Origin of the sequence: Enterobacter cloacae complex sp. Mu1197, from assembly GCF_040059225.1 — a bacterium.
Classification (GTDB): domain Bacteria; phylum Pseudomonadota; class Gammaproteobacteria; order Enterobacterales; family Enterobacteriaceae; genus Enterobacter; species Enterobacter quasiroggenkampii.
The window spans coordinates 2,958,123-2,981,917 of the sequence record NZ_CP157375.1; the positions used below are offsets into that span (position 1 = coordinate 2,958,123).

A 23,795-nucleotide genomic window follows, 5' to 3' on the forward strand; every position below is an offset into this window, starting at 1 on the left:
CAATGACACCCGAATCGGTCATGATGATGGGCACGGAGGCGATGAAAATCGCGATTGCCGTTGCCGCTCCGCTGCTGCTTGTCGCGCTGGTTACCGGTCTGATTATCAGTATTCTGCAGGCCGCCACGCAGATTAACGAAATGACGCTGTCGTTCATCCCGAAAATCATCGCCGTGTTCGTGGCGATTATCGTGGCCGGACCGTGGATGCTGAACCTGCTGCTGGACTATATGCGCAACCTGTTTACCAATCTGCCGTACATCATCGGCTGACCTGACGATGCTGCACTTCACCAGCGACCAGTGGGTTCAGTGGCTCGGCGTCTACTTCTGGCCGATGCTGCGCATCATGGCGCTGATCTCCACCGCCCCCATTCTCAGCGAGAAATCGATACCCAAGCGTGTCAAAGTGGGGCTGGGGATTATCATCTCCATTATCGTCGCACCGTCTCTCCCTCCCGTGGATATTCCGATCTTCTCGGCGAATGCGGTGTGGGTCGCCCTGCAGCAGGTGATGATTGGCGTTGCCGTCGGCTTTACCATGCAGCTCGCTTTTGCCGCCGTGCGTACCGCGGGGGAACTGATTGGCCTGCAGATGGGGTTATCGTTCGCCACGTTTGTCGATCCCGGCAGTCATCTCAACATGCCCGTGCTGGCGCGCATTATCGATCTGCTCGCCATGCTGCTGTTTCTGTCGTTCAACGGCCATCTGTGGCTTATCTCCATGCTGGTGGACACGTTCCATACGCTGCCGATTGGCGAAAATCCGGTAAACAGCAACGCTTTCCTGGCGCTCACTCGCGCCGCGGGGCTGATCTTCCTGAACGGGCTGATGCTGGCGCTGCCGATCATCACCCTGCTGCTGACCGTCAACCTGGCATTAGGTTTACTGAACCGAATGGCGCCGCAGCTTTCGGTGTTTGTCATTGGTTTTCCGTTGACGCTGACGGTCGGAATTTTATTAATGTCATTACTGATGCCACTTATCGCTCCCTTCTGTGAACATTTATTCGGCGAGATATTCAACCTGTTAGCGGATATTGTCAGCGAACTGCCTCGTAAATAATAGACCGCACTGTTGCTACTGTCTTTCTGAGGATATTCCTAAAATAAAACGCGAAAAACATCTTCCAGGATATATCTGACGCGGTTTAATTGTTTCTAACCACCTCACAATACTTAATATTTACTTTACTTTAAGAAGATTCCTGGCAAATTATACGTAACTTTACGGGATAGTGAGTCCGCCTGAAAGTCTTTGTCATGCTCACAGGTTTATTATTTTTTTCCATCCCGTATGGCTGTTTTGAGCTCTCAGGCAGATGGTGAATTATCGTTACGCATTGAGTGAGGGTATGCCATGTCAACGATCATTATGGATTTATGCAGCTACACCCGGCTAGGGTTAACCGGGTACCTGGCAAGCAGAGGGGTAAGAAAGAGAGACATCAACGATGCACACACCGTTGACGAACTCGCAGCCGCTTGTGACGAACTAAAACCAGGCGTGGTGTTTATTAATGAGGACTGTTTCATTCACGATCCAGCCAACAGTCAGCACATTAAGCAAATCATTAATCAGCATCCAAAAACCCTGTTTATTGTTTTTATGGCGATCGCGAATATCCATTTCGATGAGTATTTGTTGGTCCGTAAAAATTTATTGATCAGTTCTAAATCGATTAAACCCGAGTCGCTGGATGACATTTTGGGTGATTATTTGAATAAAGAAGTTAAAAATGTAGGAGCGGTTAACTTACCCACCCTATCATTAAGCAGGACTGAATCAAGTATGCTGCGAATGTGGATGGCGGGACAAGGAACTATTCAGATCTCCGACCAGATGAATATTAAAGCGAAAACCGTTTCATCACACAAAGGAAATATTAAACGGAAAATTAAAACGCATAATAAGCAAGTGATCTACCACGTGGTACGCCTGACCGATAATGTGACGAACGGGATTTTCGTCAACATGCGTTAGTCGCTTAAGACCCTGTGCACCCTACCTTTGATCTCTGGCCTGGCCAGAGATTTTTGCTTCTGCAGAGGGTGTCGGGCACGCGATATGCTACCCGACGCCGTGTTAGTCTGCTTTCTCAACAAAAATACCGTCCGGATGCCCCAGTTCGTTAAAAAACCAAATGCCGAGCGGGTAGTCTTCCAGTGATACCAGGTACATTGTCCCTTCGCTAAACTCTTCAATTGCCAGCACCACACCCGGGCGGCGCGGCCCACCGTCCGTTTTAACGGTTACCCGATCGTTGACCTTCATACATTCCTCCTCTGGTTTTGAGCCAGTGTAGAACAAAACGCAAAATCGCACATCGCCGCCCGGTGTGAATGGCGTTTTTATCTACAGTCTATACTTAGCCATGGACCCGGCTGAATGAGGAACCCCGCAATGAAGACCGATAAAGAGTACAGCGACACCATCAAGCGAGAAGTCGAGGTGGATGTCGATGCCCTGCTGGCCGCCATCAATGAGATTAGCGAGTCAGAAGTCCGCAGGACGGACGACAATTCGGACCGCGTCATTGTTAACGGAAGGGATTATCACACCTATCGTGAGCTGGCGGAGGCCTTCGAGCTCGATATTCACGACTTTAGCGTGTCGGAAGCCAATCGTTAGGGCGAAAAAAATCCCGGTCATGGGGATGACCGGGATCAAAACTTGCTTATGCAAGAAGCACTTGAAAATTCGTTACACCAGGAAATCTGATGTACAAGCCACACTATCCCCAACGAATTTGTCTGACAAGCATATATTCTTATTATGAATATAATATTTTTAACATAATGCTTTTCGGTATGAGCAATAACTTACGCCGAATGCGGGTTTGCCAGGGATTGTTCCCATTTCATCTGTTAACACTTCGGTTATTTTTTAGGAATTTTCTTAGAACGAAGCGCAACCGTCATCGGGAGTCACTATGCCTTCACTGCGGGATACCTTGCTGATTTTTTCTGACCTGGATGGCGCGTTGCTGGATATTCATACCTACGACTGGCAACCCGCAATGCCCTGGCTGGACAGGCTACAGGATAACCAGATTCCGATTATTCTCTGCAGCAGCAAAACCGCGGCAGAGATGCTGGATATTCAGCAGGATCTGGGGCTGGAAGGCCTGCCGTTTATTGCCGAGAACGGCGCGGTCATTCAGCCTGACGTGCGCTGGGACAAGGTCCAGCGTCAGATCCGGGGAATGACGCACCGGGATATTCGCCCGCGAATCGAGCAGATTCGTCTGCAAACGGGCTTTAAATTCACCACCTTTGACGATGTGGATGAGCACGTTATCAGCGAGTGGACCGGACTGACGCGCTACCGTTCGACGCTTGCCCGCAAGCATGACGCCTCCGTAACGCTCATCTGGCGCGATACCGACGAGAAATTGGTCCAGTTTGAAGAGCAACTGGCGCACATCGGCCTCAAGTGTCTGCAGGGGGCGCGCTTCTGGCATATTCTCGACGCCCGCTGCGGTAAAGACGTGGCGGTGAACTGGCTGATTGAACAGTATCGCGAGCAGGACGAGATCGAGCCCACCACACTGGGGCTCGGCGATGGCCCTAACGATGCGCCGCTGCTCGACAGCATGGACTTCGCGGTGGTCATCAAGGGGATTAATCGCCAGGGCATCACGCTACGGGACGATAACCCCGAGCGGGTCTATCACACCCAACAGACCGGCCCGTCAGGCTGGCAGGAGGGGCTGGATCACTTCCTGTCCTGATCCCGCCACACGACCCGGTTACGCCCGCTCTGCTTAGCCTCATAGAGCCGGACGTCCGCCACGGACTGCAGCTGTTCAAAATCGTAGTTGCCCGTTTCATCCGCGCTGCTGACGCCCAGCGACGCGCTGATGCGCAGGGTGGTGCTCTTCTTCACCAGGATCTCCTTACTGGTGATTCGGCAACGAATGCGGTCAGCGACGCCTCTCGCCTCCTCCAGACCAATGCCGGGAAGGACCACACAAAACTCTTCTCCACCGACGCGCCCGGCCACATCATTCTTGCGTAACGCGCTGGCAATCACGCCTGCCGTATGGGAAAGCACCTTATCACCGGCCTGATGGCCGAAACGGTCGTTAATGCTTTTAAAATGGTCGAGATCGATCTGAATCACCGAGAACGGCAGCGCCTGCTGGCGGCAGGTTTCCGCCAGCAATTTGGCGCGGTCGAACAGCGCGCCGCGATTATTGAGCCGTGTCAGCGGATCGTGCCAGGCCTGCCACTGGAGGGAGTGCTGAAGCGTATACATGTTACTCACCATCCGACGGATCACCAGCCACGAGATCAACAGCATGGCGGTAAAGAGCGCCCACAGCAGCGCCAGCACGATACTGATACTGCCGAAATCATCCTGCACCCCTTCATGCAAGGTGTGGATCCGCAGGATGACGCCATCGAAGTGATCGAGCCGCTCCCAGGTGATAAACCGGCTCCCGAGGCGGATCCCGCCGCCGGTATCATGGTCAATCGCCTGAGCAATCTGCGCCGTTTCGCGTTCGTCAAAATGGTTAACCAGGCTTCCGGCGTGGGCAGAGGTGGCAATCATATTGAGCCGGGTATCGTACAGCTGATACTCCCCCTCCGTCCGGTCTTCCGTCGCGTCGGTCAGCAGACGCTGCATCGTGTCTAAGGTAAAGTCCATCGCCACGACGCCGTACCAGTAGTGATCGAAATAGATGGGGACGCTGGCAGTGATCGTTCGTTCATCCCCGGTCCAGGATGAAGGGGTAGAGATAAACCAGCGCACGGCGCGCGCGCGATTGTTACGTTCTGACTGCTGGGTAAACCAGGACTGCGTGACCAGATGATAATAGCGGGCGGTAATATCGCCCGCCCGGTCCGGCGTATCCGTGGAAAGGAAAAAACCGGCGCGAGAGACGTAGATCACCCGCGCTTCTGTTTGTGCTCTTGATGACGCCAGCCTGAGCAGATACCCCACTTCGAGCGCGGCAGAAATTTCATGACTGATGCGCTCAGCGTCCCGGTTCAGAAGGGTGGTTTTATCCACGAATGCATCCGAGACCCCGTTAAGGGGAAGCGTGCGCTTTTTATCAACGGCAAGCTGCCAGGTGGGGAGCATGCGGACGGTATTAAAGCGTGACACCGCATCCTGTAAGACATCAAAGGCCAGCGGCGTCTCGATTGCATCATGCATGCCCTGGCGGAATAACAGCATCCTGTCGACGCTGTTCTGTAACTGCCTGTCCAGCGAACTGGCCACCGTATCCAGATGGTTGCGCTGGCTGGAGATGTACGCCTCTTCCAGCACCACCACCTCACGCCAGGTCAGGAGCGTGGAAAACACCAGAACGATCAGAAAACAGAGATTAACAATCCGCCCCGGATTGCTACGCTTATGCAGCCATTGCAAAAAAGTTTGTCTTACAACAAAGGTATCGCGCTGCACACACACTCCCTGATTACTGCTCTATACCCGAAACCTGAGATAAAAACGCCCGGCAAAGCCGGGCGTTATGTGATTAAGCCTTGTCCCGCTGGTGCTGCCCGTCACCCGGCTGAAGCTCATCTTCACGGAATGCTTCCCGCTTGATGCTATAGCCATCGTGCCACCGACATTCCACCATTCCGCTGGAATACCCGGTGACGATCATACGTGGGCCGCCCTTCTTAGGCTTAACTTCATCACTGACCAAAAAGACCATACCTGCCTCCTGTATCAGGGTGAAACTGTTTCAATTTAGACGAGGAATGGTTTTTTTGCATCCTGCCGCGGGTAACAATTAGTGCGACGTGCCGCGAATTTTCTCAACCAGCTTCACCGCCGCGACGACGATAGCGCCAATGATAAAGCCCAGCACAAGATTCAGCAGCGTAGGCAGAATCGCCGCGATAACGGCCCCCTGCGTGGAGGAGAAATGTTCGATGGCATGGTGCAGCGGCGCAATGCCGTGAACCACAATTCCGCCGCCCACGAGGAACATCGCCAGCGTGCCCACCACCGACAAACTCTTCATCAGCCACGGGGCCAGCACCAGCAGGCTTTTGCCGATGCCTCTTGCTACCGCGCTCGATTTTTCCTCCAGCCAGTAGCCAATATCGTCCAGCTTGACGATCAGCCCCACCAGACCGTACACGCCCACGGTGACCAGAATCGCGATGCCGGAGAGGATCAGCACCTGATTCAGAAGCGGCGCGTCAGAGACAATGCCCAGCGTAATCGCGACGATTTCCGCAGACAGGATAAAGTCGGTCCGAATGGCGCCTTTGACCTTATCGCGCTCGAAGGTTTTCGGATCCTGCGCGGCCAGCGCTTCAAGACGCTGCTGGCGCACCTCCGGCGTATCGCTCTGCTTGCGCGCGCTAAAGGAGTGCAGCACCTTCTCCACGCCCTCGAAGCAGAGAAATGCCCCGCCAATCATCAGTAACGGCGTGATGGCCCAGGGAATAAACGCGCTGATCAGCAGCGCCAGCGGCACCAGAATCACCTTGTTCAGGAAGGAGCCTTTCGCCACGCCCCACACCACCGGCAGTTCACGGTTTGCCCTCACCCCACTCACCTGCTGGGCGTTAAGCGATAAATCATCGCCCAGCACGCCTGCGGTTTTCTTCGCCGCCAGTTTCCCCATCACTGAAATGTCGTCCAGTAAGGTGGCAATATCATCCAGCAATGTTAATAAGCTACTTCCTGCCAAAATCTTAATCCTTCATTTTTTGGTAATTAAGTGAATAGTATGGAGCAAAAGCGCCAACCCGGAAACAGGCACCTTACGTCAACAAAAAATTCACATCTGCCACACAATTAAAGGGCTCGCCAGCGAGATAGTTTTCGCGTTTACTATCAGCGAACTTTTTATTTCGTCGTGAGGGATTATGCGTTTCCGGCAATTGCTACCGCTCATCGGGGCACTCTTTTCGCTGTACATCATCTGGGGATCAACCTACTTTGTCATTCGCATCGGCGTGGAGAGCTGGCCGCCGCTGATGATGGCGGGCATTCGCTTCCTCTCGGCGGGCATCCTGCTGCTGGCCTTCCTGCTCCTGCGCGGGCATAAGCTTCCTCCGCTGCGCCCGATGCTGAATGCCGCCCTGATCGGCCTGCTGCTGCTGGCGGTGGGTAACGGGTTTGTGACGATTGCCGAGCACCAGAACGTCCCGTCCGGGATCGCCGCCGTGGTCGTTGCCACCGTACCGCTGTTTACCCTCTGCTTCAGCCGCCTTTTCGGCATCCGCACCCGCAAGCTGGAATGGCTGGGGATTGGGATTGGCCTGGCCGGCATTGTTCTGCTCAACAGCGGCGGCAACCTGAGCGGGAATCCGTGGGGCGCGGTGATTATCCTGATTGGCTCGATGAGCTGGGCGTTTGGTTCCGTCTACGGGTCGCGTATCGAACTGCCGACCGGCATGATGGCCGGTGCGATTGAGATGCTTGCCGCGGGGATTGTCCTGCTGCTGGCTTCCGCGCTGACGGGAGAAACGCTGACGACCCTGCCGCCGCTGTCGGGCTTTCTGGCAGTTGGCTACCTGGCGCTGTTTGGCTCCATCATCGCCATTAACGCCTATATGTTCCTGATCCGCAACGTCTCTCCGGCTGTCGCCACCAGCTACGCCTACGTCAACCCGGTCGTGGCCGTGCTGCTCGGAACAGGACTGGGGGGAGAAACGCTCTCACCTGTGGAATGGATTGCTCTTGGGATCATCGTGTTTGCCGTCGTGCTGGTCACGCTGGGCAAATATCTGCTGCCAGCAAAACCGGTGGTCACGCCTTGCGAGGTGGAGAAATCGTAAGCAGGTGAATGCCCTGCGTGTCGATCTGCGCGGTCTGGCCGCCGCCGCAGATCCACTCTTCCAGCCGTTCGCTCAGATCGGCATCGTTCAGCTTTAATCTGCCTCTCAGCGCACACTCCCAGACGATCAGCACCCGCCAGCCCTGCGCCATCAGCGTGGCCAGATCCCGCCTGTCGCGCTCGACGTTCTTGCCAATCTTATCCAGCCAGAAATCGGTGCGCGTCGCCGGGACTTTAAACAGGTAGCAGTCGTGATGGTGCCAGAAACAGCCGTGGGTAAAGATGATGCACTGCCAGGCGTCGATGACGAAATCCGGGCGTCCCGCCAGGGTGGGATCCTGCACGCGGAAGTCAAACCCCGCCTGCGTCAGCAGCGCGGCCAGGCGCTTTTCAATGGCGGTGTCACGCGTGCCGATGGCACGCATGTTTTTACTGCGCGTCGCCTTATCGTGAACATCCGTCATTGACGGCCTCACCCTGACGAAGTGCCACCGCCTGTCGGATGCGCGAGGCCAACAGCTTTGCGACAGCCGCGAACGCGGGAACCACCACCGAGTTACCAAACTGGCGGTACGCCTGGGTGTCCGACACCGGAATGCGGAAGCGATAACCCTGCGGCGTCTCAAAGCCCATCAGCCGGGCGCATTCCCGCGGCGTTAAGCGCCGTGGGCGATGGCGCTGGTTGTGCGGATCGTCGAAATCTTTTTCACCCAGCGCCTTGTCCCAGCCTCTGTCGATCAGGATTTCCGCGCCGTCTTTATAGTAGCGAGCAGACAGCGTGCGGGTGACGCTGTGCGGATCGTTCGGGTTGACCATCCCAAAGCCGAAGCCGTTGCCTTTCGCCTGGTGCTTCTTGGCATAGCGGTAGAGGTATTTCCACAGCACAGGGGTCAGGATAAATTTCGCGTCGACGACGGGTTCCAGCAGATCGGCCACGGTGGGGCGGCGCTCGGGATACAGAGAAGGAATATCCCGCAGAGTAAAATCGCCTTTCAGATTGAGATCGCGGCGGAAGCCCACCAGCACGATACGTTCGCGATGCTGGGGCAGGAAATGTTTCCCATCAATAATTTTAGGATCGTCCGCGCCCATGTCCTCTGAATCGGCCACGTCATAACCCAGCTCATCCAGCGTTTGCATGATAATGCGGAAGGTTTTCCCGCCGTCGTGGCTTTTTAAGTTTTTGACGTTTTCCAGTACGAAAATGGCCGGACGACGGGCGTCAATAATACGCGCCACGTCAAAAAACAGCGTTCCCTGCGTATCGCAGGCAAAACCGTGGGCGCGTCCAAGGGCATTCTTTTTGGAGACACCGGCCAGCGAGAAAGGCTGACACGGGAAGCCTGCCAGCAGCACGTCATGCGCCGGGATCGTCTGACGAATGTGCTCGGCGGCCTGTTCATCGCTCACGCCGCTTTTATGGCTCAGGGTCACATCGCGGATATCCGCGTTGAAATGATGCTCGTGCGGATCGCAGTACCAGTTTGCCTTGTAGGTACGCACGGCGTGCTTGTTCCACTCGCTGGTAAACACGCACTGTCCACCGATGGCTTCAAAACCGTGACGAATGCCGCCGATACCGGCAAACAGATCGATAAACCGGAAGGCATAGTTCGGGTGCGCGGCAGAAGGACGCGGAAGCAGATTTTGCAGATAACGAAACTCGCCTTCACTCAGGCGACGCCCTGCTCGCTCGCTGGTCAGCAGACGTTTAAGGATCGCCGGGCTCCAGTGGCTCTCGCCGTGCGCCACCAGCAGGCTGGCCAGCGTTTTAGCATCATAGATATCCAACAGCTGGCGCAGTAAGGCCTGCACCGTTGCCGTTGATTTCTCAGCCTGCGCGGGCGCGGGCTCTGTCACTGATCGATTTTCCTGCATTCTTTTAACCGGAGAGTAAAGACTGGGAACAGATTACCACAGTTCAGTTGCGCAAACTGCGACGGAAGCGGCTCAGCACCTGGCTATCCAGCCCGAGGCAGTCGCCGTGTAATTCGGCGCTGAGTTTCGCCATAAACTGGATCAGGAAATCGGCATTGTGACGTGCCAGTTCGCGGCCCATGTCCGTTTGCATTGTATCAGGCAAACGCAGCAGCTTGGTCTGAAAATGGTCGAGGGCAAACGCGCGGTCGTCGAGGGGACGCGCATCGGCAAAGGGATCATCCGCGTCAAATAGCGGTACGCCCAGTGCGCCCGAGACGGCAAAAACGCGCGCCAGGCCGATAGCGCCTAACGCTTCCAGCCGGTCAGCGTCCTGCACAATTTTGGCTTCTATACTTTGCGGCGCAATGCCGGCGCTGAAGCTGTGCGCCTCAATCGCGTGCGCGACGGCGGCAATATGCTCGGGCGGAAAGTCCGGGAAGTCGCGGCGCAGTATGTCGCTCGTCTTGCGAGCAGCAAGCCGTGAAGACTGGCTGCGTTCAGGATGGTTCTTCGGCAGGCTGACAATATCGTGAAAATAGCAGGCTGCCAGAATCACCCGCGGCTCGGCCGTGTGGTGAACCATGATTTTTTGCGCCGTCATCCACACCCGACGAAAATGCGAAATATCATGTGCAGTATCGTCGTTCTGGTGATTTTCCTTGAGCCAGCGCTCAAATCTGTGCTGCCACCGAGCAAGTTCCATCATCATGTCCTGTTGTTTAAAAGAGGGTGAATTATAACATAGCCAAATTAAATAAATTTAAAAATAGCGCTGAGAAATATTTAATAATAATTACTCCTTATAAATCCACCCCAATAATTCACAAGAAAAATAAAGAGATTAATAGAAATAATTTGAAATATTTCATCGAATTTAATTACATTTATTTTTGAAACTAAATCACAAGCCATAGAATAGTATCGACCCTGTAATTACGGAGGGTGATTACATATATTCATATAAATTATCTTTAAAGGGAATATATAATGAAAAGAAAAGTTCTGGCATTTCTGGTACCCGCGTTATTAATGGCAGGCGCAGCGAATGCGGCTGAAATGTATAACAAAAATGGCAACAAAGTTGACCTGTACGGTAAGGTTGACGCGCGTCATACCTTCTCTGACAACCCTGGTGATGATGGCGATGAAACCTATGTACAGGTTGGTTTCAAAGGCGAAACCCAGATTACTCGCGATCTGGTCGGTTACGGTCAGTGGGAATATAAAACGTTCGCTAACGATACCGAAGGCGCGGGTGACAAATCCTTTAACCGTCTGGCCTACGCTGGCCTGAAATATGGCGAATACGGTTCATTTGATTATGGCCGTAATTACGGCGTCGTGTACGACGTTGAAGCCTGGACCGATATGCTGCCGGTATTTGGCGGTGATTCTTACACCTGGACCGATAACTTTATGAATGGCCGTGCCAACGGTCTGGCAACCTACCGTAATAGCGATTTCTTCGGTCTGGTTGAAGGTCTGAATTTCGCGCTGCAGTATCAGGGTGCGAATGAAGGTGCTAACGCTGATGAAAATCAGGAAGGCACCAAAAACGGACATAACAGCGTTCGTTTCCAGAACGGTGACGGCTTCGGTATGTCTACCTCCTATGACTTCTCAGGCGATCTCTCCGGCCTGAGCCTGGGTGCGGCGTACTCTTCTTCTGATCGTACTAATGAGCAGGAAGCGGCAGGCCAATACAACGCGCATTACGCGAGCGGTAAAACAGCTGAAGCGTGGACACTTGGCGCGAAATACGACGCCAACAACGTCTATCTGGCGATGATGTACGCTGAAACCCGCAACATGACGCCATATGGTGATTATGGTATCGCGGATCAGACTCAGAACTTCGAAGCGGTAGCACAGTACCAGTTCGACTTCGGCCTGCGTCCATCCCTGGCATGGGTTTACTCCAAGGGCAAGGACATGACCTATCCAGGCAACGCCAGCAACCCTCAGGGTCAGCATGGAGACATGGACCTGGTTAACTACATCGACCTGGGCATGACCTACAGCTTCAACAAGAACTTCTCCACCTATGTTGACTACAAAATCAACATGCTGGATAACGATGAAAGCTTCTACGAAGCCAACGGTATTTCCACCGACGACATCGTTGGCGTCGGCATGACCTACCAGTTCTAATCTTTAAAAATACCAAAGGCCGCATCTGCGGCCTTTTTTATTTCTTCGCGGTCTGTGTTATGGCGCTTCCTGCAGCGCCACGCGGATGAACCCGTTATTCTGCGCCAGCAGTTCATGGGCTTTCCACGCATCCAGCCCTGTCAGCACCATCAATACCGCCGTTTTACAGTGATGGTTACAGCTCTCCAGCGCGGCTTTTGCCTCCGCCCGGGAGCATCCCCCCGCTTCCATCACAATGGCGATTTGGCGTTCAGCCCATTTGGTACTGCTTGCCTCGAGATCCACCCGCAGGTTGCTGTAAACGCGTCCGGTTCGAACGGCCAGCCCGGTAGCGATCATCGAGAGGATCATTTTCTGCGCAATCCCCGCTTTGGTGTTGAGATAGCCGGCCACCACATCGGCACCCAGTTCGGGAGCAATAACCATACTCGCCAGCTGCGCGGCTTCACTTTGCGCATCACCGGTAATAACGGCGACCGGCGAACCCAGTGACCATGCATGGCGCATTGCCCCCCACACCCACGGTGTTTTTCCGCTGACGGTCACGGCCAGCATCATATCGTGTTCACCAAACTTAATGGCCTGCAGATCGGCAACGCCGCGCTCGTAGCTCCCTTCCCCCTCTTCTGCCGTGACGGCCACCACAGGGGTTTTGCCCGGCGCATAGTCATCAGCAACCTGTTGCGCGACCCGACCAGACGGTCCCGCCCCGACCATCACCAGACGGCCACCGTGATTCAGGGTCGCGGCAGCGTTATCCACCGCGCGGGCAATCACAGGTAAGCAAGGGGTGAGTGCAGCAGAAATGAGTGCATCATCCTGGTGAATGACTTTCAGCATGTCCAGCGTGGACAATCGATCGATATTCATCGTGCTGGCGTGCCGTCTTTCCTTGACCGAACCGGTAAGCAGAATGCTCATAAACAGCCTCCTTATTATGAGTACCCACACACTATAAAGTGTTTTATATAGATGACCTGCGAGGAGGGTCACGAAAAGAGGACCAAATCCACGCCTTTACATGGCTTTAAGAAAAGCGCGTCATCGGCGATAATTACCCCCTTACTTAATCATCGCGGAGTATTGATGAGCGATTTGCAGCCTTTCCTTCCGACGCGCAAGCGCCCCATGAAACTCAATACGCTGGTCACGCTGATGGTATGCGCGATTATCGGTTCAGTGCTGCTGGTGGTCTTTGCGCTCTATTCGGTGCAAATCACCCGCGCCACACGCGATGATGTCAAAGACACCGCGCTCGGCATTGCCCGCACCCTCGCCGACAGCCCCGAGATACAGCGCGGCCTGATGCAGGCGCCGCAGGAGAATATTATTCAGCCCATCGCCCAGGCGGTGACGAAACGAAACGATCTGCTGTTCACCGTGGTCACCGATATGCGCGGGATCCGCTATTCTCACCCGAACGAGGCGCTGCTGGGGCTGCATTTTATCGGCGACGATTTAACGCCCGCGCTGGAAGGCAAAGAGAACGTCTCGGTTAACCGGGGTGCGCTCGCCGAAGCGCTGCGCGTATTTACCCCCGTCTACGACGGCCAGCACGAGCAGATTGGCGTGGTAGTGGTCGGTATCTCCCTGAATAAGATGGAAGAGCAGATTACCCGCGGGCGGCTAAACGCCGTCTGGACCATTTTGTTCAGCATTTTTATGAGTTCGATGGCGATTTGGGGTCTGGTGCGGGTCCTGAAACGCATCCTGTTCGGACTCGAACCCTATGAAATTTCCGCCCTGTTCGAACAGCGCCAGGCGATGCTACAGTCGCTTCGTGAGGGGGTGCTGGCCGTTGATATTCACGGGCGCGTGACGATGATTAATCAGACCGCCAGAGAAATATTGCTTCTCCCGTCCGGCAAGCAGACCGAAAACACCAGCGCCCCCCTGCTGGCCAGCCTGCGTGACGTCTCGAAGACGGGCGTCGCGCGCCAGGATCAGGAGATCAGCTGCAACGGCCGGCTATTGCTGTGCAACATGGTCCCGGTGAAAAGCCAGGATCGGGTGATCGGCGCCATCACCACCTTCCGTGATAAAACGGAAATCAGCCAGCTGATGCAGCGTATTGATGGCATGGTGAATTACGTCGATGCCCTGCGCGCCCATACACACGAGTTTATGAATAAACTGCATGTGATCCTGGGCCTGCTGCACATGAAGCGCTACGACAAGCTGGAAGAGTACATCCTGCAGACGGCACATCATTACCAGACGGATATCGGTACGATACAGAGCAAGGTAAAATCCCCGGTGGTAGCAGGGTTCCTGCTGGGTAAAATCAACCGGGCGAAAGAAGCGGGCGTCACCCTGACGCTGGCGGATGAAAGCCAGATACCGGATACCGCAAGTGAAGAGCAGGTCGCGGTGCTGATCACCGCGCTGGGCAACCTCATTGAAAACGCGCTCGACGCGATGGAAGGACAGCAGGAAGGTGAGATTGGCCTGCTGCTGCATTATCAGAATGGCTGGCTCAGCTGTGAAGTCAGCGACGATGGCCCCGGCATTGATCCCACTCAGCTGGAGTCTATTTTTACAAAGGGCTTCTCAACAAAAGGCGACAACCGCGGCGTTGGGCTGTTCCTTGCTCGCCAGCAGATTCAGAACCTTGGCGGCGATATCAGCGTCGAGTCTGAGCCCGGCGTATTTACCCAATTTTTTGTTCACATCCCCTGGGATAGCGAGAGGAATATCGCGTGATAAATGTGTTAATTGTCGATGATGACGCCATGGTGGCCGACCTCAACCGTCTGTACGTCAACCGTGTTGAAGGCTTTACCTGCTGTGGCGTCGCCTCCACGCTAAACCAGGCCGAGGCCATCATTAATGACCCCAGCCATCCTGTCGATCTGGTGCTGCTGGATGTCTATATGCAGCAGGATAACGGGCTGGATCTGCTGCCCGTCATTCGCGCATCCGGCCGCCAAATCGATGTGATCATGATCACCTCGGCCGCCGACGCCGCCACGATCCAGACCTCCATCCATTATGGCGTGGTGGATTATCTGATAAAGCCGTTCCAGTTCCCGCGCTTTGAAGAGGCGCTGAACGGCTGGAAGGCAAAGCACAGCCTGATGGGGTCGCATCAGTATTACGAGCAGGCGGACGTCGACCGTCTGATCCACGGCGGAGCACCGGAACTGGCAGACAGCAAAAAGCTGCCGAAAGGGTTAACGCCGCAAACGCTGCGCACGATTTGCCAGTGGATTGACGCACACCCGGAGACGGAGTTTTCTACCGATGACCTGGCAAACGCGGTCAATATTTCCCGCGTGTCCTGCCGCAAATATCTGATCTGGCTGGCGCAAATCAATATTCTGTTCACCAGCATTCACTACGGCGCCACCGGGCGTCCGGTGTATCGCTACCGTCTCCAGCCGGAGCAGACGGGCCTGCTCAAGCAATACTGCCAGTAACGCGGTAGGTATCGTCCAGCAGGGTAAAGCGGAAGTGGTGTGCTGAAGAGAACACCACTTCTTTAGTTTTGGTCACAAAGATAGCTTCTATATCGGGACGCGCACGCAGCGCGGCGCAGCCCTTCTCCACGCCCATGCCATACATCAGCGTGGTCCAGATATCGCCATCGATGGAATCTTTTGAAATGATGGTCACGCTGTCCAGTTCGTTGTCCAGCGGATACCCGGTACGCGGATCGAGAATGTGGTGATAGCGTTTGCCGTTGTGCTCAAAGTAGCGCTCGTACGTTCCCGACGTCACGACGGAGAGGTTCTCGACGACCATCGTGCCGATCAGCGCATCCCCGGCGAACGGTTTTTTCAGCCCAACGCTCCAGCCCCCTTCCGGGGAGCCTAAGGTCTGAATGTTTCCGCCAAGGTTAATCAGCCCCAGCTCAGCGCCCTCTTTACGCAGGTAATCCCGCACCCTGTCGGCGATATAGCCTTTGGCAATCGCCCCCAGATCGATCTCCATCCCCGCCCGGGTCAGAAACACGCTGCTGCTGGCCTCATCAAGGAGAACATCCTCTGGGCGGGTAATTGCCAACAGCGACGTGATTTCATCGGCAGGCGGAACGCTGTCCCCCTGAAAACCAATCTTCCAGCGCTTCACCAGCGGACCGATCGCCAGATTAAAGGCGCTGTCCTTGAACAGGCTTGCCGCTTTTGCACAGCGGATCAGATCAAACACTGGCCGACTGACGGTGACCGGATGCTGGCCAGCGGCATGGTTGATATCCATCACCTGCGAGTGCGCGCGGTTGACGGTGAGCAGGTCTTCATACTGTTTGATCAGGCGAAACACGCGGGACGCGAGGGCTTCGTCATGGGAGAAGAGCTTCAGGAGGATGGGTGATCCCATCAGGACGGCGGAGTAACTGTAAACGCGATGGCTATCAGGCATGGCAGGGGTCCTCAGCTGTAGCCCCGGCTGGAACCGCGCCGCCGGGGAAAATGCCGGATAACGCTGCGCGTATCCGGCCTGGGAAGCAGGAGCCTTACCTCTTTTTCGAACGCAGAGCCGCCTGATGTCCTGCAAGGGTACCAAAAATAATGATATCTGCCACCGCGTTACCGCCGATACGGTTAGCACCGTGGATCCCGCCGACCACTTCACCGGCGGCAAACGCGCCTGGCAGCACGTTGTGGTTGCTATCCAGCACGCAGGTTTCGGTGTTGATGGTCACGCCGCCCATGGTGTGGTGCACGCCCGGCGCAATCTGAATGGCGTAGAATGGCCCTTCATTGATGGGCGCACGCAGCGCGGTGGTACGACCAAAGTCGTCATCATGCTGTTTTTCAACGAAACCGTTGTAACGTTCCAGGGTCGCCAGGAAAGCGTGGTAATCCATGCCGAGCGCTTCCGCCAGGGCTTTCGGCGAGCTGGCGCTGGTCACGAAGCCTTTGGCAATGTACTCATCCGCGGCTTTGTTTTTGGCGCGTACGTGCTCGTCAAAGACGATGTAAGCGTATTTCTCCGGCAGGGCGATGATTGACGCCGAGACTTTATCGCGGGTCGACATTTCGTTGTAGAAGCGTTCCCCTTTCTGATTGACCAGAATCGCCCCGCCCCCGCGGATGGATTCAGAAATCAGGTACGAGGTTTTCTGCTCTACGGTTGGGTGAATTTGAATCTCGCCCATATCGACAGTGCCAGCCCCGATGCGCTCCAACAGCGCGATACCGCCACCGGTCGCCCCTTTATGGTTGGTGGTGACGAAACCTTCCAGATCCGGACGGTATTTCACGACCATCTGGCTGTTAGCGCTGAAGCCGCCGGTTGCCACAATCACGCTTTTCGCTGCCACGGTGATGGTTTCATTCTCTTCGGTGGTCAGGCGCACGCCGGTGACTTCACCGTTTTCGAAGAGGATGTCGCTGACGGAAGTATCCAGCATCACCTCGATGTTGCGTTTGTTGACGTTACGCACCAGGCCGCTAATCAGGTAACCGCCCACCGCAGAACCGTCTTTTGGACGGTGAGTACGGTCGATGCTCATCCCGCCGGTGGTGGTGATGTCGTTCAGCATGATGCCGCGGGTTGCCAGCCACTCAATTGCCTGCGGCGCGTTCTCGACGAAGCGGCGCAGCAGTTCAGGGTTGTTCTTGTTGCCGCCACCTTTCAGGCTTTCCTGGTAGAACAGCTCTTTGCTGTCCTGAATGCCCTTCACGCGCTGGAAGCGGGTTTCGGCGGCGTTCATCCCGGCAGAGGCTTTAATGGTGTTCCCGCCGATGGTTGGCATTTTCTCAACAATCAGCACGCTCGCGCCTTCGTCGTGAGCCTGAATCGCCGCCGCCAGACCGGCGCCGCCGCTGCCGACAACCACCACGTCCACGCTGCGGGTTTCGTTCGGGTCAACGCCCTCTTCCGCTGCCAGTGCTTTGCTGGATTTCAGCATCGCTTTAGAGACCGCTTTCTTCACCGCTTCACTCTGGCTGGTTGCACCGGTGATGGCATCCACGTGCGGGGTATTGGCATCCAGAATACGGGTGCGGATCTCTTCAAAGCTGGTGACGAACTCAACGTCTTCGCTCGGGCCAGACGCCAGCTCGATGTCCGCAATGCGGTCAGTCTCCAGGCTGACGTTAATCACCAGTTCGTTCGCGTCGTCCTGCACCTTCTCGGTGAACATGCCCGGTTTGAATTTTGATTCGCCCATGCTCATGTCGCGGATCATCGCTTCCACCAGCGAGAAGCGCCACAGCGGTTCAGGAATGTTCAGCGCCTCGCGCTGGGTGCTGTCCATAAACAGCTCCAGCGTTTCCCCGGCCGCGATGCGGTCGGTCCAGTCCGGATAGACGATGGTGGCACGGCCCACGGCAATCAGGTCGTAACCGTGTTCCAGCGCTTCATTGGCATCGGCGGCATTCACCACGCCACCCACGCCCATGACCGGAACCTGCGCCAGCGTTTCAGAACGCATCGCGCAGTATTTTTCGATAAGCGGCGTTGGGTCCTGGGTGTCGACAATGGAAGGACGCAGGGTCGCGCCGACGGAGAAGTGCAGGTAATCCACGCCGCGCGCCGCCAGTTTTTCCAGCAGGTACATGGTGTCTTCAAAGCGGATGCCCGGCACTTCCAGCTCTTCAGGGGAGAAGCGGTAGCCAATAATAAAAGCGTCGTCCGCGTACTGGCGCACCATTTTGTGGGTGATATCCAGAACCGCCAGCGGGAACTTCGCGCGATTATCGCGGCTGCCGCCCCACTCGTCGTCACGCTGGTTAGAGTTTGGCGAATAGAATTGCTGAATCAGATAGGTGTTTGCCCCGTGGATTTCCACGCCGTCGAAGCCGGCCTGGATGGCGCGGCGCACCGCTTCACCAAACTTGCCGATCATGCCTTCGACTTCTTCGCCAGTCAGTGCCACTGGCGTTGCTGCGCCCTCACGCGGCGCGGCAACGGCGCTTGGGCCAACCGGCGTACGGCCACCGATCAGTTTCGGGTCAACCATGCGGCCGCCGTGGTAGATCTGCAGCAGAGCCTTAGAGCCTTTGGATTTAATCGCCTCCGCGATTTTCGCCAGCCCGGCAATTTTCTCATCATTATCAATCCCGATCGCGCCCGGGAAGGCCAGACCGAGATCGTCGACGAAACAGCACTCCACAATGATGGTGCCGATACTGCCGGAACGGGCACGATAGTACTCCACCAGTTCACTGGTAACGGTGCCGTCGTAATAGCCGGTGCAGGTGGTCATAGGGGCCATTAACAAACGGTTTTTCAGTTCAGTGCCATTCGGTAATGTGAAGGGGCTAAGAATACGTTCGTTAGTGCTCATATTAGAAACTCCAAACTTTTAAAAAATTAAGAATTCGTTATCGGATTAGTTTTTAGTTCGTCGTTATTTGCCGATGTCATGATATTAATATAATGATTTTTTTAGTTTCTAAAGTTATTACGTTAGTTAAAAAACTATTTAATCCCTGCAATAACACAAATAACACATTGGTGTTAGCGAATGTAATTCAGTCATTCACAATAATTTAAAATTCGTTAAATAAAAATTGGTAAAACCAATTTCCATAACACTTGCAAAACCATTAAAAACAAGAAGATACAAAACAAATAAAAAATAGATGTTACGAAAATGATAAAACAAACCAATAAAACAGATAATACCCACATACGCCTGAGTGGTTATTAATAAAAGCATAAAAATAACGCTGCAATTCTGTTTTTTTGATCGCGATCAATAGTTATGGCATCCAAAAGCGCAATATAAAAACATCATCATTTTTTAATTTAGCGCCACCATAAAAGCGTTAAATTGCTATTACTGAAAATACAAAACCGCACCTTTAATAACTAAAAAAAGCAAAGAAACTTAAGAAAGTGATTTTGTTTTTTCAGTACGACCGAATCTTTGACAACTTAAGACGTGAAACTATGAATACAAAAACTGCTGTAACGCCCCCTGTGGCGAACCAGGCATCAAATGGAAACGCAAAACGTCTGCTGATGATGGCACTGCCCGTCATCGTCGCCGTACTGCTGCTGTTTGTTCCGGTACCGGAAGGTCTGCCTCCTTACGCATGGCACTATTTCGCTATCTTCGTTGGCGTAATCGTGGGTTTGATCTTCGAACCGCTGCCGGGCGCGGTGATCGGTCTGACCGGCGTGGTCGCCATTGCCCTGTGCAGCCAGTGGGTGCTGTTCAGCCCTGAACAGCTGGCTGACCCGAAATTCAAGCTGGCAGGCGCCTCCTTTAAGTGGGCGGTGAGCGGGTTTGGTAACTCGACCGTCTGGCTGATTTTCGGTGCTTTCATGTTCGCCGCAGGCTATGACAAAACCCGCTTCGGCCGCCGTCTGGCGCTGATTCTGGTGAAATACCTCGGCCGTCGCAGCCTGACGCTCGGTTACGCGATTACGTTTGCTGACCTGCTGCTGGCACCGTTCACCCCGTCCAACACCGCGCGCAGCGGCGGGACCATCTACCCGATCATCGCTAACCTGCCGCCGCTGTACGGTTCTAAACCGAACGACCCAAGCGCGCGTAAAATTGGTTCGTACCTGATGTGGGTGGCGATCACCGCGGCCTGTATCACCAGTTCAATGTTCCTCTCCGCCCTCGCGCCGAACCTGCTGGCGCTGGCGCTGGTGAAAAGTACGGTTGGGATCGATATCTCCTGGGGCACCTGGTTCCTCGCCTTCCTGCCGCTGGGTATCCTGTTGATTCTGGCCATGCCGCTGCTGGCCTACTGGTTCTACCCGCCAGAAGTGAAGGTGAACAACGAAGTGCCGCTGTGGGCGACCCGTGAGCTGGAAAAACTGGGCAAACTGTCCCGCAATGAAATCCTGCTGCTGGTGTTCGTGTGCTGTGCGCTGCTGATGTGGATCTTCGCCGCCGCGTGGATTGAACCCGCTATGGCTGCCCTGCTCATCGTCGGCCTGATGCTGTGGACCGGCGTGCTGGAGTGGAACGATATCACCGGTAACAAAGCGGCGTGGAACACCTTCGTCTGGTTCGCCACCCTGGTTGCGCTGGCGGACGGCCTCTCCTCTACCGGCTTTATCAGCTGGCTGGGTAAAGAAGGTGGTCTGTTAATGAGCGGTATCTCTCCGGGCGTAGCGACCATCGTCCTGCTGCTGGCGTTCTACCTGCTGCACTACCTGTTTGCCAGCACCACCGCGCACACCACGGCGCTGCTGCCAGCGATGCTGACCATCGCCTCCACCATTCCGGGCATGAATATGGAAGTGTTTGTTCTGCTGATGGTGACCTCGCTGGGCGTGATGGGGATCATCACCCCGTACGGTACTGGCCCAAGCCCGATCTACTACGGTAGCGGCTACCTGCCAACCAAAGACTACTGGCGCCTCGGCACCATCTTCGGTGCCATCTTCCTGGCGGCCCTGCTGCTGATTGGCTATCCGTGGATGTCCATGATGTTCTGATTTCCGACCGCCGGATGTTTCTTCCGGCGGTTTTATTTTTGTGGAGCAAGCTATGTCAAACAAACCGTTTATCTACCAGAACCCCTTCCCTCTTTCGCATGACGACACCGAATACTACCTGCTGACCAAAGAGCACGTCTCCGTTGCCGAGTTCGAAGGCCAGGAAATCCTGAAAGTGGAGCCGGAAGCGCTGACCCTGCTGGCGCAGCAGGCCTTCCACGACGCCGCATTTATGCTGCGTCCTTCCCACCAGCAGCAGGTTGCCGCCATCCTCAACGACCCGGAAGCCAGCCAGAACGATAAGTACGTTGCCCTGCAGTTCCTGCGCAACTCCGAAATCGCGGCCAAAGGCGTACTGCCGACCTGCCAGGATACCGGCACCGCGATCATCATGGGTAAAAAAGGCCAGCGCGTCTGGACCGGCGGCGGTGACGAAGCGGCCCTGAGCCAGGGCGTGTATAACACCTACATTGAAGACAACCTGCGCTACTCACAGAATGCGGCGCTGGATATGTATAAAGAGGTGAATACCGGTACCAACCTGCCCGCGCAGATCGATCTCTACAGCGTGGACGGCGACGAGTACAAATTCCTGTGCATGGCGAAAGGCGGCGGCTCTGCCAACAAAACCTATCTCTACCAGGAAACCAAAGCGCTGATCACCCCGGCTAAGCTGAAAAATTATCTGGTTGAGAAGATGCGTACCCTGGGGACGGCAGCCTGCCCGCCGTACCACATTGCCTTTGTTATCGGCGGAACCTCGGCGGAAGCCACGCTGAAAACCGTGAAGCTGGCTTCCACGCGCTACTACGACGCGCTGCCAACGGAAGGCAACGAACACGGCCAGGCGTTCCGCGATGTTCAGCTGGAACAGGAACTGCTCCAGGAAGCACAGAACCTCGGTCTCGGCGCGCAGTTTGGCGGTAAATACTTCGCCCACGACATCCGCGTGATCCGCCTGCCGCGCCACGGCGCGTCCTGCCCTATTGGCATGGGGGTTTCCTGCTCCGCGGACCGCAACATCAAAGCGAAAATCAACCGAGACGGGATCTGGATTGAGAAGCTGGAGCACAACCCGGGCCAGTACATTCCTGAATCGCTGCGCCAGCAGGGCGAAGGCGACGTGGTCAGCATCAACCTGAACAAGCCGATGAATGAGATCCTGGCGCAGCTTTCCGCGCACCCGGTCTCTACCCGCCTGTCGCTGAACGGAACCATCATCGTGGCGCGCGACATCGCCCACGCGAAGCTGAAAGAGCTGATCGACAACGGCGAAGAACTGCCGCAGTACGTCAAAGATCATCCGATTTACTACGCGGGCCCGGCCAAAACGCCGGAAGGCTACGCGTCTGGCTCACTCGGTCCAACCACCGCAGGGCGCATGGATTCGTATGTGGACTTACTGCAGTCCCACGGCGCGAGCATGATCATGCTGGCAAAAGGCAACCGCAGCCAGCAGGTGACGGACGCCTGCCATAAGCACGGCGGCTTCTACCTGGGCAGCATTGGCGGCCCGGCGGCGGTGCTGGCGCAAAACAGCATTAAGAGCCTGGAGTGCGTCGCGTATCCTGAGCTGGGTATGGAAGCCATCTGGAAAATCGAAGTCGAGAACTTCCCGGCGTTTATCCTGGTGGATGACAAAGGCAACGATTTCTTCCAGCAGATCCAGAACCAGCAGTGTAAAGGCTGTTCACAGCGCTGAGTGCTTCCATACGTCCGGCAAGAGCGACAGCGTTTCAGCGATCGTGCTGCGCTTGTCGCTCCCCGGCTTCCAGATGGTGACCATCGTCTGACCAATCCCCTGGCTGCCCACTTCGGTGTGCAGCCTTTTTACGTTTTGCCACTGCCCGGCGTGAAAATGCGTCGGTAAGAATCCCCAGCCGCAGCCGCGCTCCAGCAAACCGCGCAGCATCTCCGGTTCATTGGTAAAGAGGGTATGCCCGGAAATCTGCAGGCGGCGCGCCACCGGCTCGTCCGTGGCGGGGTGCATGACGACCTGGGGCACCAGGGAGAGATCGAGCAGCGACAGAGGCGAAGAACGGTCAGCAAACAGCCCGCTGGCGGCATAAAAATCCATATCGATGGCACCCAGAGCGCGCCACTCCATATCATTGCCCACGCTGCGGTTGCGTGCCTGGCAGATGGCGAGATCCGCGTCGTTGTTCGCCAGCAGCCGTTCCGATTCATCCCGCGAGGCGCAAATAAGGCTCAGGCGGATTTTTCGCACCGCCATTTCAGCAATCACCCCGTGCAGAAAGGCTCTGGGCGTAAAAGGATCGTACACCAGCGTCAGGTCCTGCTTGGCACCGTGCGGCACCTCTCTGGCAAACGCCTCAAAGGCTTTTACCTGCCGCATCAGCAGGTGCGCCTGGCGCTGAAGCTGCTCCCCTTCGGGCGTGAGCCGCAGGGTGCGGCCGTCGCGAATAAACAGCGCGTAGCCTAACCCATCCTCAAGAAAATCAACCAGATCGCGAAGCGTCGTTCGGTCCTTCTTCAGCGCCACCGCGGCTTTACTCAGGCTCCCGTTCTCGGCCACGGCGGTAAATGCCTCGAGCTGTGCAAAAGAGTAAATCAGTCCCGCCACGCTACACTCCTTCTGTTTTTTGGGGGGATT

Annotated in this window: 21 protein-coding genes and 1 pseudogene; 11 read left to right on the forward strand and 11 right to left on the reverse strand. The window is 55.4% G+C overall.

Features of this window, described 5'->3' with window-relative positions; all coding sequences use genetic code 11:
* Positions 1-2 precede the first annotated feature (2 nt).
* The 3 genes and pseudogenes from fliQ (at position 3) to rcsA (ending at position 1,983) form a co-directional block, all read left to right on the forward strand.
* A complete protein-coding gene (fliQ, locus tag ABFV38_RS13995; protein WP_008500315.1) occupies positions 3-272 on the forward strand; it encodes a flagellar biosynthesis protein FliQ in 270 nt (89 codons plus the stop codon).
* Positions 273-279: 7 nt separating this feature from the next.
* Positions 280-1,072: pseudogene (gene fliR, locus ABFV38_RS14000) on the forward strand (flagellar biosynthetic protein FliR); the annotation flags it as partial.
* 287 nt (positions 1,073-1,359) lie between these two features.
* Complete coding sequence (rcsA, locus tag ABFV38_RS14005) at positions 1,360-1,983, forward strand: transcriptional regulator RcsA (protein WP_008500313.1); 624 nt, start codon at positions 1,360-1,362, stop codon at positions 1,981-1,983.
* A gap of 102 nt (positions 1,984-2,085) precedes the next feature.
* On the opposite strand, the gene dsrB is transcribed toward rcsA, so the two are convergent.
* Positions 2,086-2,274: a protein DsrB gene (gene dsrB / locus ABFV38_RS14010; RefSeq protein ID WP_008500312.1), complete on the reverse strand. Its 189-nt coding sequence runs from the start codon at positions 2,272-2,274 to the stop codon at positions 2,086-2,088.
* 129 nt (positions 2,275-2,403) lie between these two features.
* Here dsrB and yodD point away from each other — a divergent pair, with 129 nt between their 5' ends.
* On the forward strand, positions 2,404-2,631 hold the full coding sequence (gene yodD, locus ABFV38_RS14015; RefSeq protein ID WP_013097742.1) for a YodD family peroxide/acid resistance protein: 228 nt from the start codon (positions 2,404-2,406) through the stop codon (positions 2,629-2,631).
* Between the two features lie 301 nt (positions 2,632-2,932).
* A complete protein-coding gene (locus ABFV38_RS14020; protein WP_262808454.1) occupies positions 2,933-3,733 on the forward strand; it encodes a mannosyl-3-phosphoglycerate phosphatase-related protein in 801 nt (266 codons plus the stop codon).
* On the opposite strand, the gene dgcQ is transcribed toward ABFV38_RS14020, so the two are convergent.
* The 3 genes from dgcQ to ABFV38_RS14035 form a co-directional block, all read right to left on the reverse strand.
* The gene (gene dgcQ / locus ABFV38_RS14025; RefSeq protein WP_348957433.1) at positions 3,718-5,418 is read right to left on the reverse strand and encodes a cellulose biosynthesis regulator diguanylate cyclase DgcQ; all 1,701 of its coding nucleotides are present in this window, start codon (positions 5,416-5,418) and stop codon (positions 3,718-3,720) included. The genes ABFV38_RS14020 and dgcQ overlap by 16 nt on opposite strands.
* A 73-nt stretch (positions 5,419-5,491) precedes the next feature.
* Positions 5,492-5,674, reverse strand: coding sequence for a DUF2158 domain-containing protein (locus tag ABFV38_RS14030; RefSeq protein WP_023618677.1), 183 nt, complete (start codon positions 5,672-5,674; stop codon positions 5,492-5,494).
* Positions 5,675-5,752: 78 nt separating this feature from the next.
* Entirely contained in the window at positions 5,753-6,664 is a 912-nt protein-coding gene (locus ABFV38_RS14035; protein ID WP_008500306.1) for a DUF808 domain-containing protein, read from the reverse strand.
* Between the two features lie 178 nt (positions 6,665-6,842).
* On the opposite strand from ABFV38_RS14035, the gene yedA reads away from it, so the two are divergent.
* Positions 6,843-7,757: a drug/metabolite exporter YedA gene (gene yedA / locus ABFV38_RS14040; protein ID WP_235403913.1), complete on the forward strand. Its 915-nt coding sequence runs from the start codon at positions 6,843-6,845 to the stop codon at positions 7,755-7,757.
* Here yedA and ABFV38_RS14045 read toward each other — a convergent pair.
* The 3 genes from ABFV38_RS14045 to ABFV38_RS14055 all read right to left on the reverse strand — a co-directional run bounded on the left by ABFV38_RS14045 (position 7,729) and on the right by ABFV38_RS14055 (position 10,379).
* On the reverse strand, positions 7,729-8,220 hold the full coding sequence (locus tag ABFV38_RS14045; RefSeq protein WP_235403911.1) for a very short patch repair endonuclease: 492 nt from the start codon (positions 8,218-8,220) through the stop codon (positions 7,729-7,731). The genes yedA and ABFV38_RS14045 overlap by 29 nt on opposite strands.
* A complete protein-coding gene (locus tag ABFV38_RS14050; RefSeq protein ID WP_045908154.1) occupies positions 8,201-9,616 on the reverse strand; it encodes a DNA cytosine methyltransferase in 1,416 nt (471 codons plus the stop codon). Before ABFV38_RS14050 ends, ABFV38_RS14045 begins: the two co-directional genes overlap by 20 nt.
* Positions 9,617-9,677: 61 nt before the next feature.
* Entirely contained in the window at positions 9,678-10,379 is a 702-nt protein-coding gene (locus ABFV38_RS14055) for a phosphohydrolase (RefSeq protein ID WP_348957434.1), read from the reverse strand.
* A 284-nt stretch (positions 10,380-10,663) separates the two neighbouring features.
* Here ABFV38_RS14055 and ompC point away from each other — a divergent pair, with 284 nt between their 5' ends.
* On the forward strand, positions 10,664-11,827 hold the full coding sequence (ompC, locus tag ABFV38_RS14060; protein ID WP_045908152.1) for a porin OmpC: 1,164 nt from the start codon (positions 10,664-10,666) through the stop codon (positions 11,825-11,827).
* Between the two features lie 57 nt (positions 11,828-11,884).
* Here ompC and ABFV38_RS14065 read toward each other — a convergent pair whose 3' ends face one another.
* On the reverse strand, positions 11,885-12,748 hold the full coding sequence (locus tag ABFV38_RS14065) for an N-acetylmuramic acid 6-phosphate etherase (RefSeq protein ID WP_262801477.1): 864 nt from the start codon (positions 12,746-12,748) through the stop codon (positions 11,885-11,887).
* A 165-nt stretch (positions 12,749-12,913) separates the two neighbouring features.
* On the opposite strand from ABFV38_RS14065, the gene ABFV38_RS14070 reads away from it, so the two are divergent.
* On the forward strand, positions 12,914-14,530 hold the full coding sequence (locus ABFV38_RS14070; RefSeq protein WP_348957435.1) for a sensor histidine kinase: 1,617 nt from the start codon (positions 12,914-12,916) through the stop codon (positions 14,528-14,530).
* A complete protein-coding gene (gene dcuR, locus ABFV38_RS14075) occupies positions 14,527-15,246 on the forward strand; it encodes a two-component system response regulator DcuR (protein WP_069718955.1) in 720 nt (239 codons plus the stop codon). The genes ABFV38_RS14070 and dcuR overlap by 4 nt, the downstream gene beginning before the upstream one ends.
* On the opposite strand, the gene ABFV38_RS14080 is transcribed toward dcuR, so the two are convergent.
* Positions 15,227-16,189 carry an FAD:protein FMN transferase gene (locus ABFV38_RS14080; RefSeq protein WP_196365055.1) on the reverse strand — a complete coding sequence of 321 codons (963 nt, stop codon included), beginning with the start codon at positions 16,187-16,189 and terminating at the stop codon, positions 15,227-15,229. The two genes, dcuR and ABFV38_RS14080, sit on opposite strands and share 20 nt — an antisense overlap.
* Before the next feature lie 94 nt (positions 16,190-16,283).
* Positions 16,284-19,064 (reverse strand): flavocytochrome c, encoded by a 2,781-nt coding sequence (locus ABFV38_RS14085; protein WP_348957436.1) that lies wholly within the window; start codon positions 19,062-19,064, stop codon positions 16,284-16,286.
* 608 nt (positions 19,065-19,672) lie between these two features.
* Here ABFV38_RS14085 and ABFV38_RS14090 point away from each other — a divergent pair.
* On the forward strand, positions 19,673-21,181 hold the full coding sequence (locus tag ABFV38_RS14090; RefSeq protein WP_008500292.1) for an anion permease: 1,509 nt from the start codon (positions 19,673-19,675) through the stop codon (positions 21,179-21,181).
* A gap of 52 nt (positions 21,182-21,233) precedes the next feature.
* Positions 21,234-22,883, forward strand: a complete 1,650-nt coding sequence (gene fumA, locus ABFV38_RS14095; RefSeq protein WP_063622025.1) for a class I fumarate hydratase FumA — start codon at positions 21,234-21,236, stop codon at positions 22,881-22,883.
* On the opposite strand, the gene ABFV38_RS14100 is transcribed toward fumA, so the two are convergent.
* Entirely contained in the window at positions 22,872-23,765 is an 894-nt protein-coding gene (locus tag ABFV38_RS14100) for a LysR family transcriptional regulator (protein WP_348957437.1), read from the reverse strand. The genes fumA and ABFV38_RS14100 overlap by 12 nt on opposite strands.
* Between the last annotated feature and the right edge of the window lie 30 nt (positions 23,766-23,795).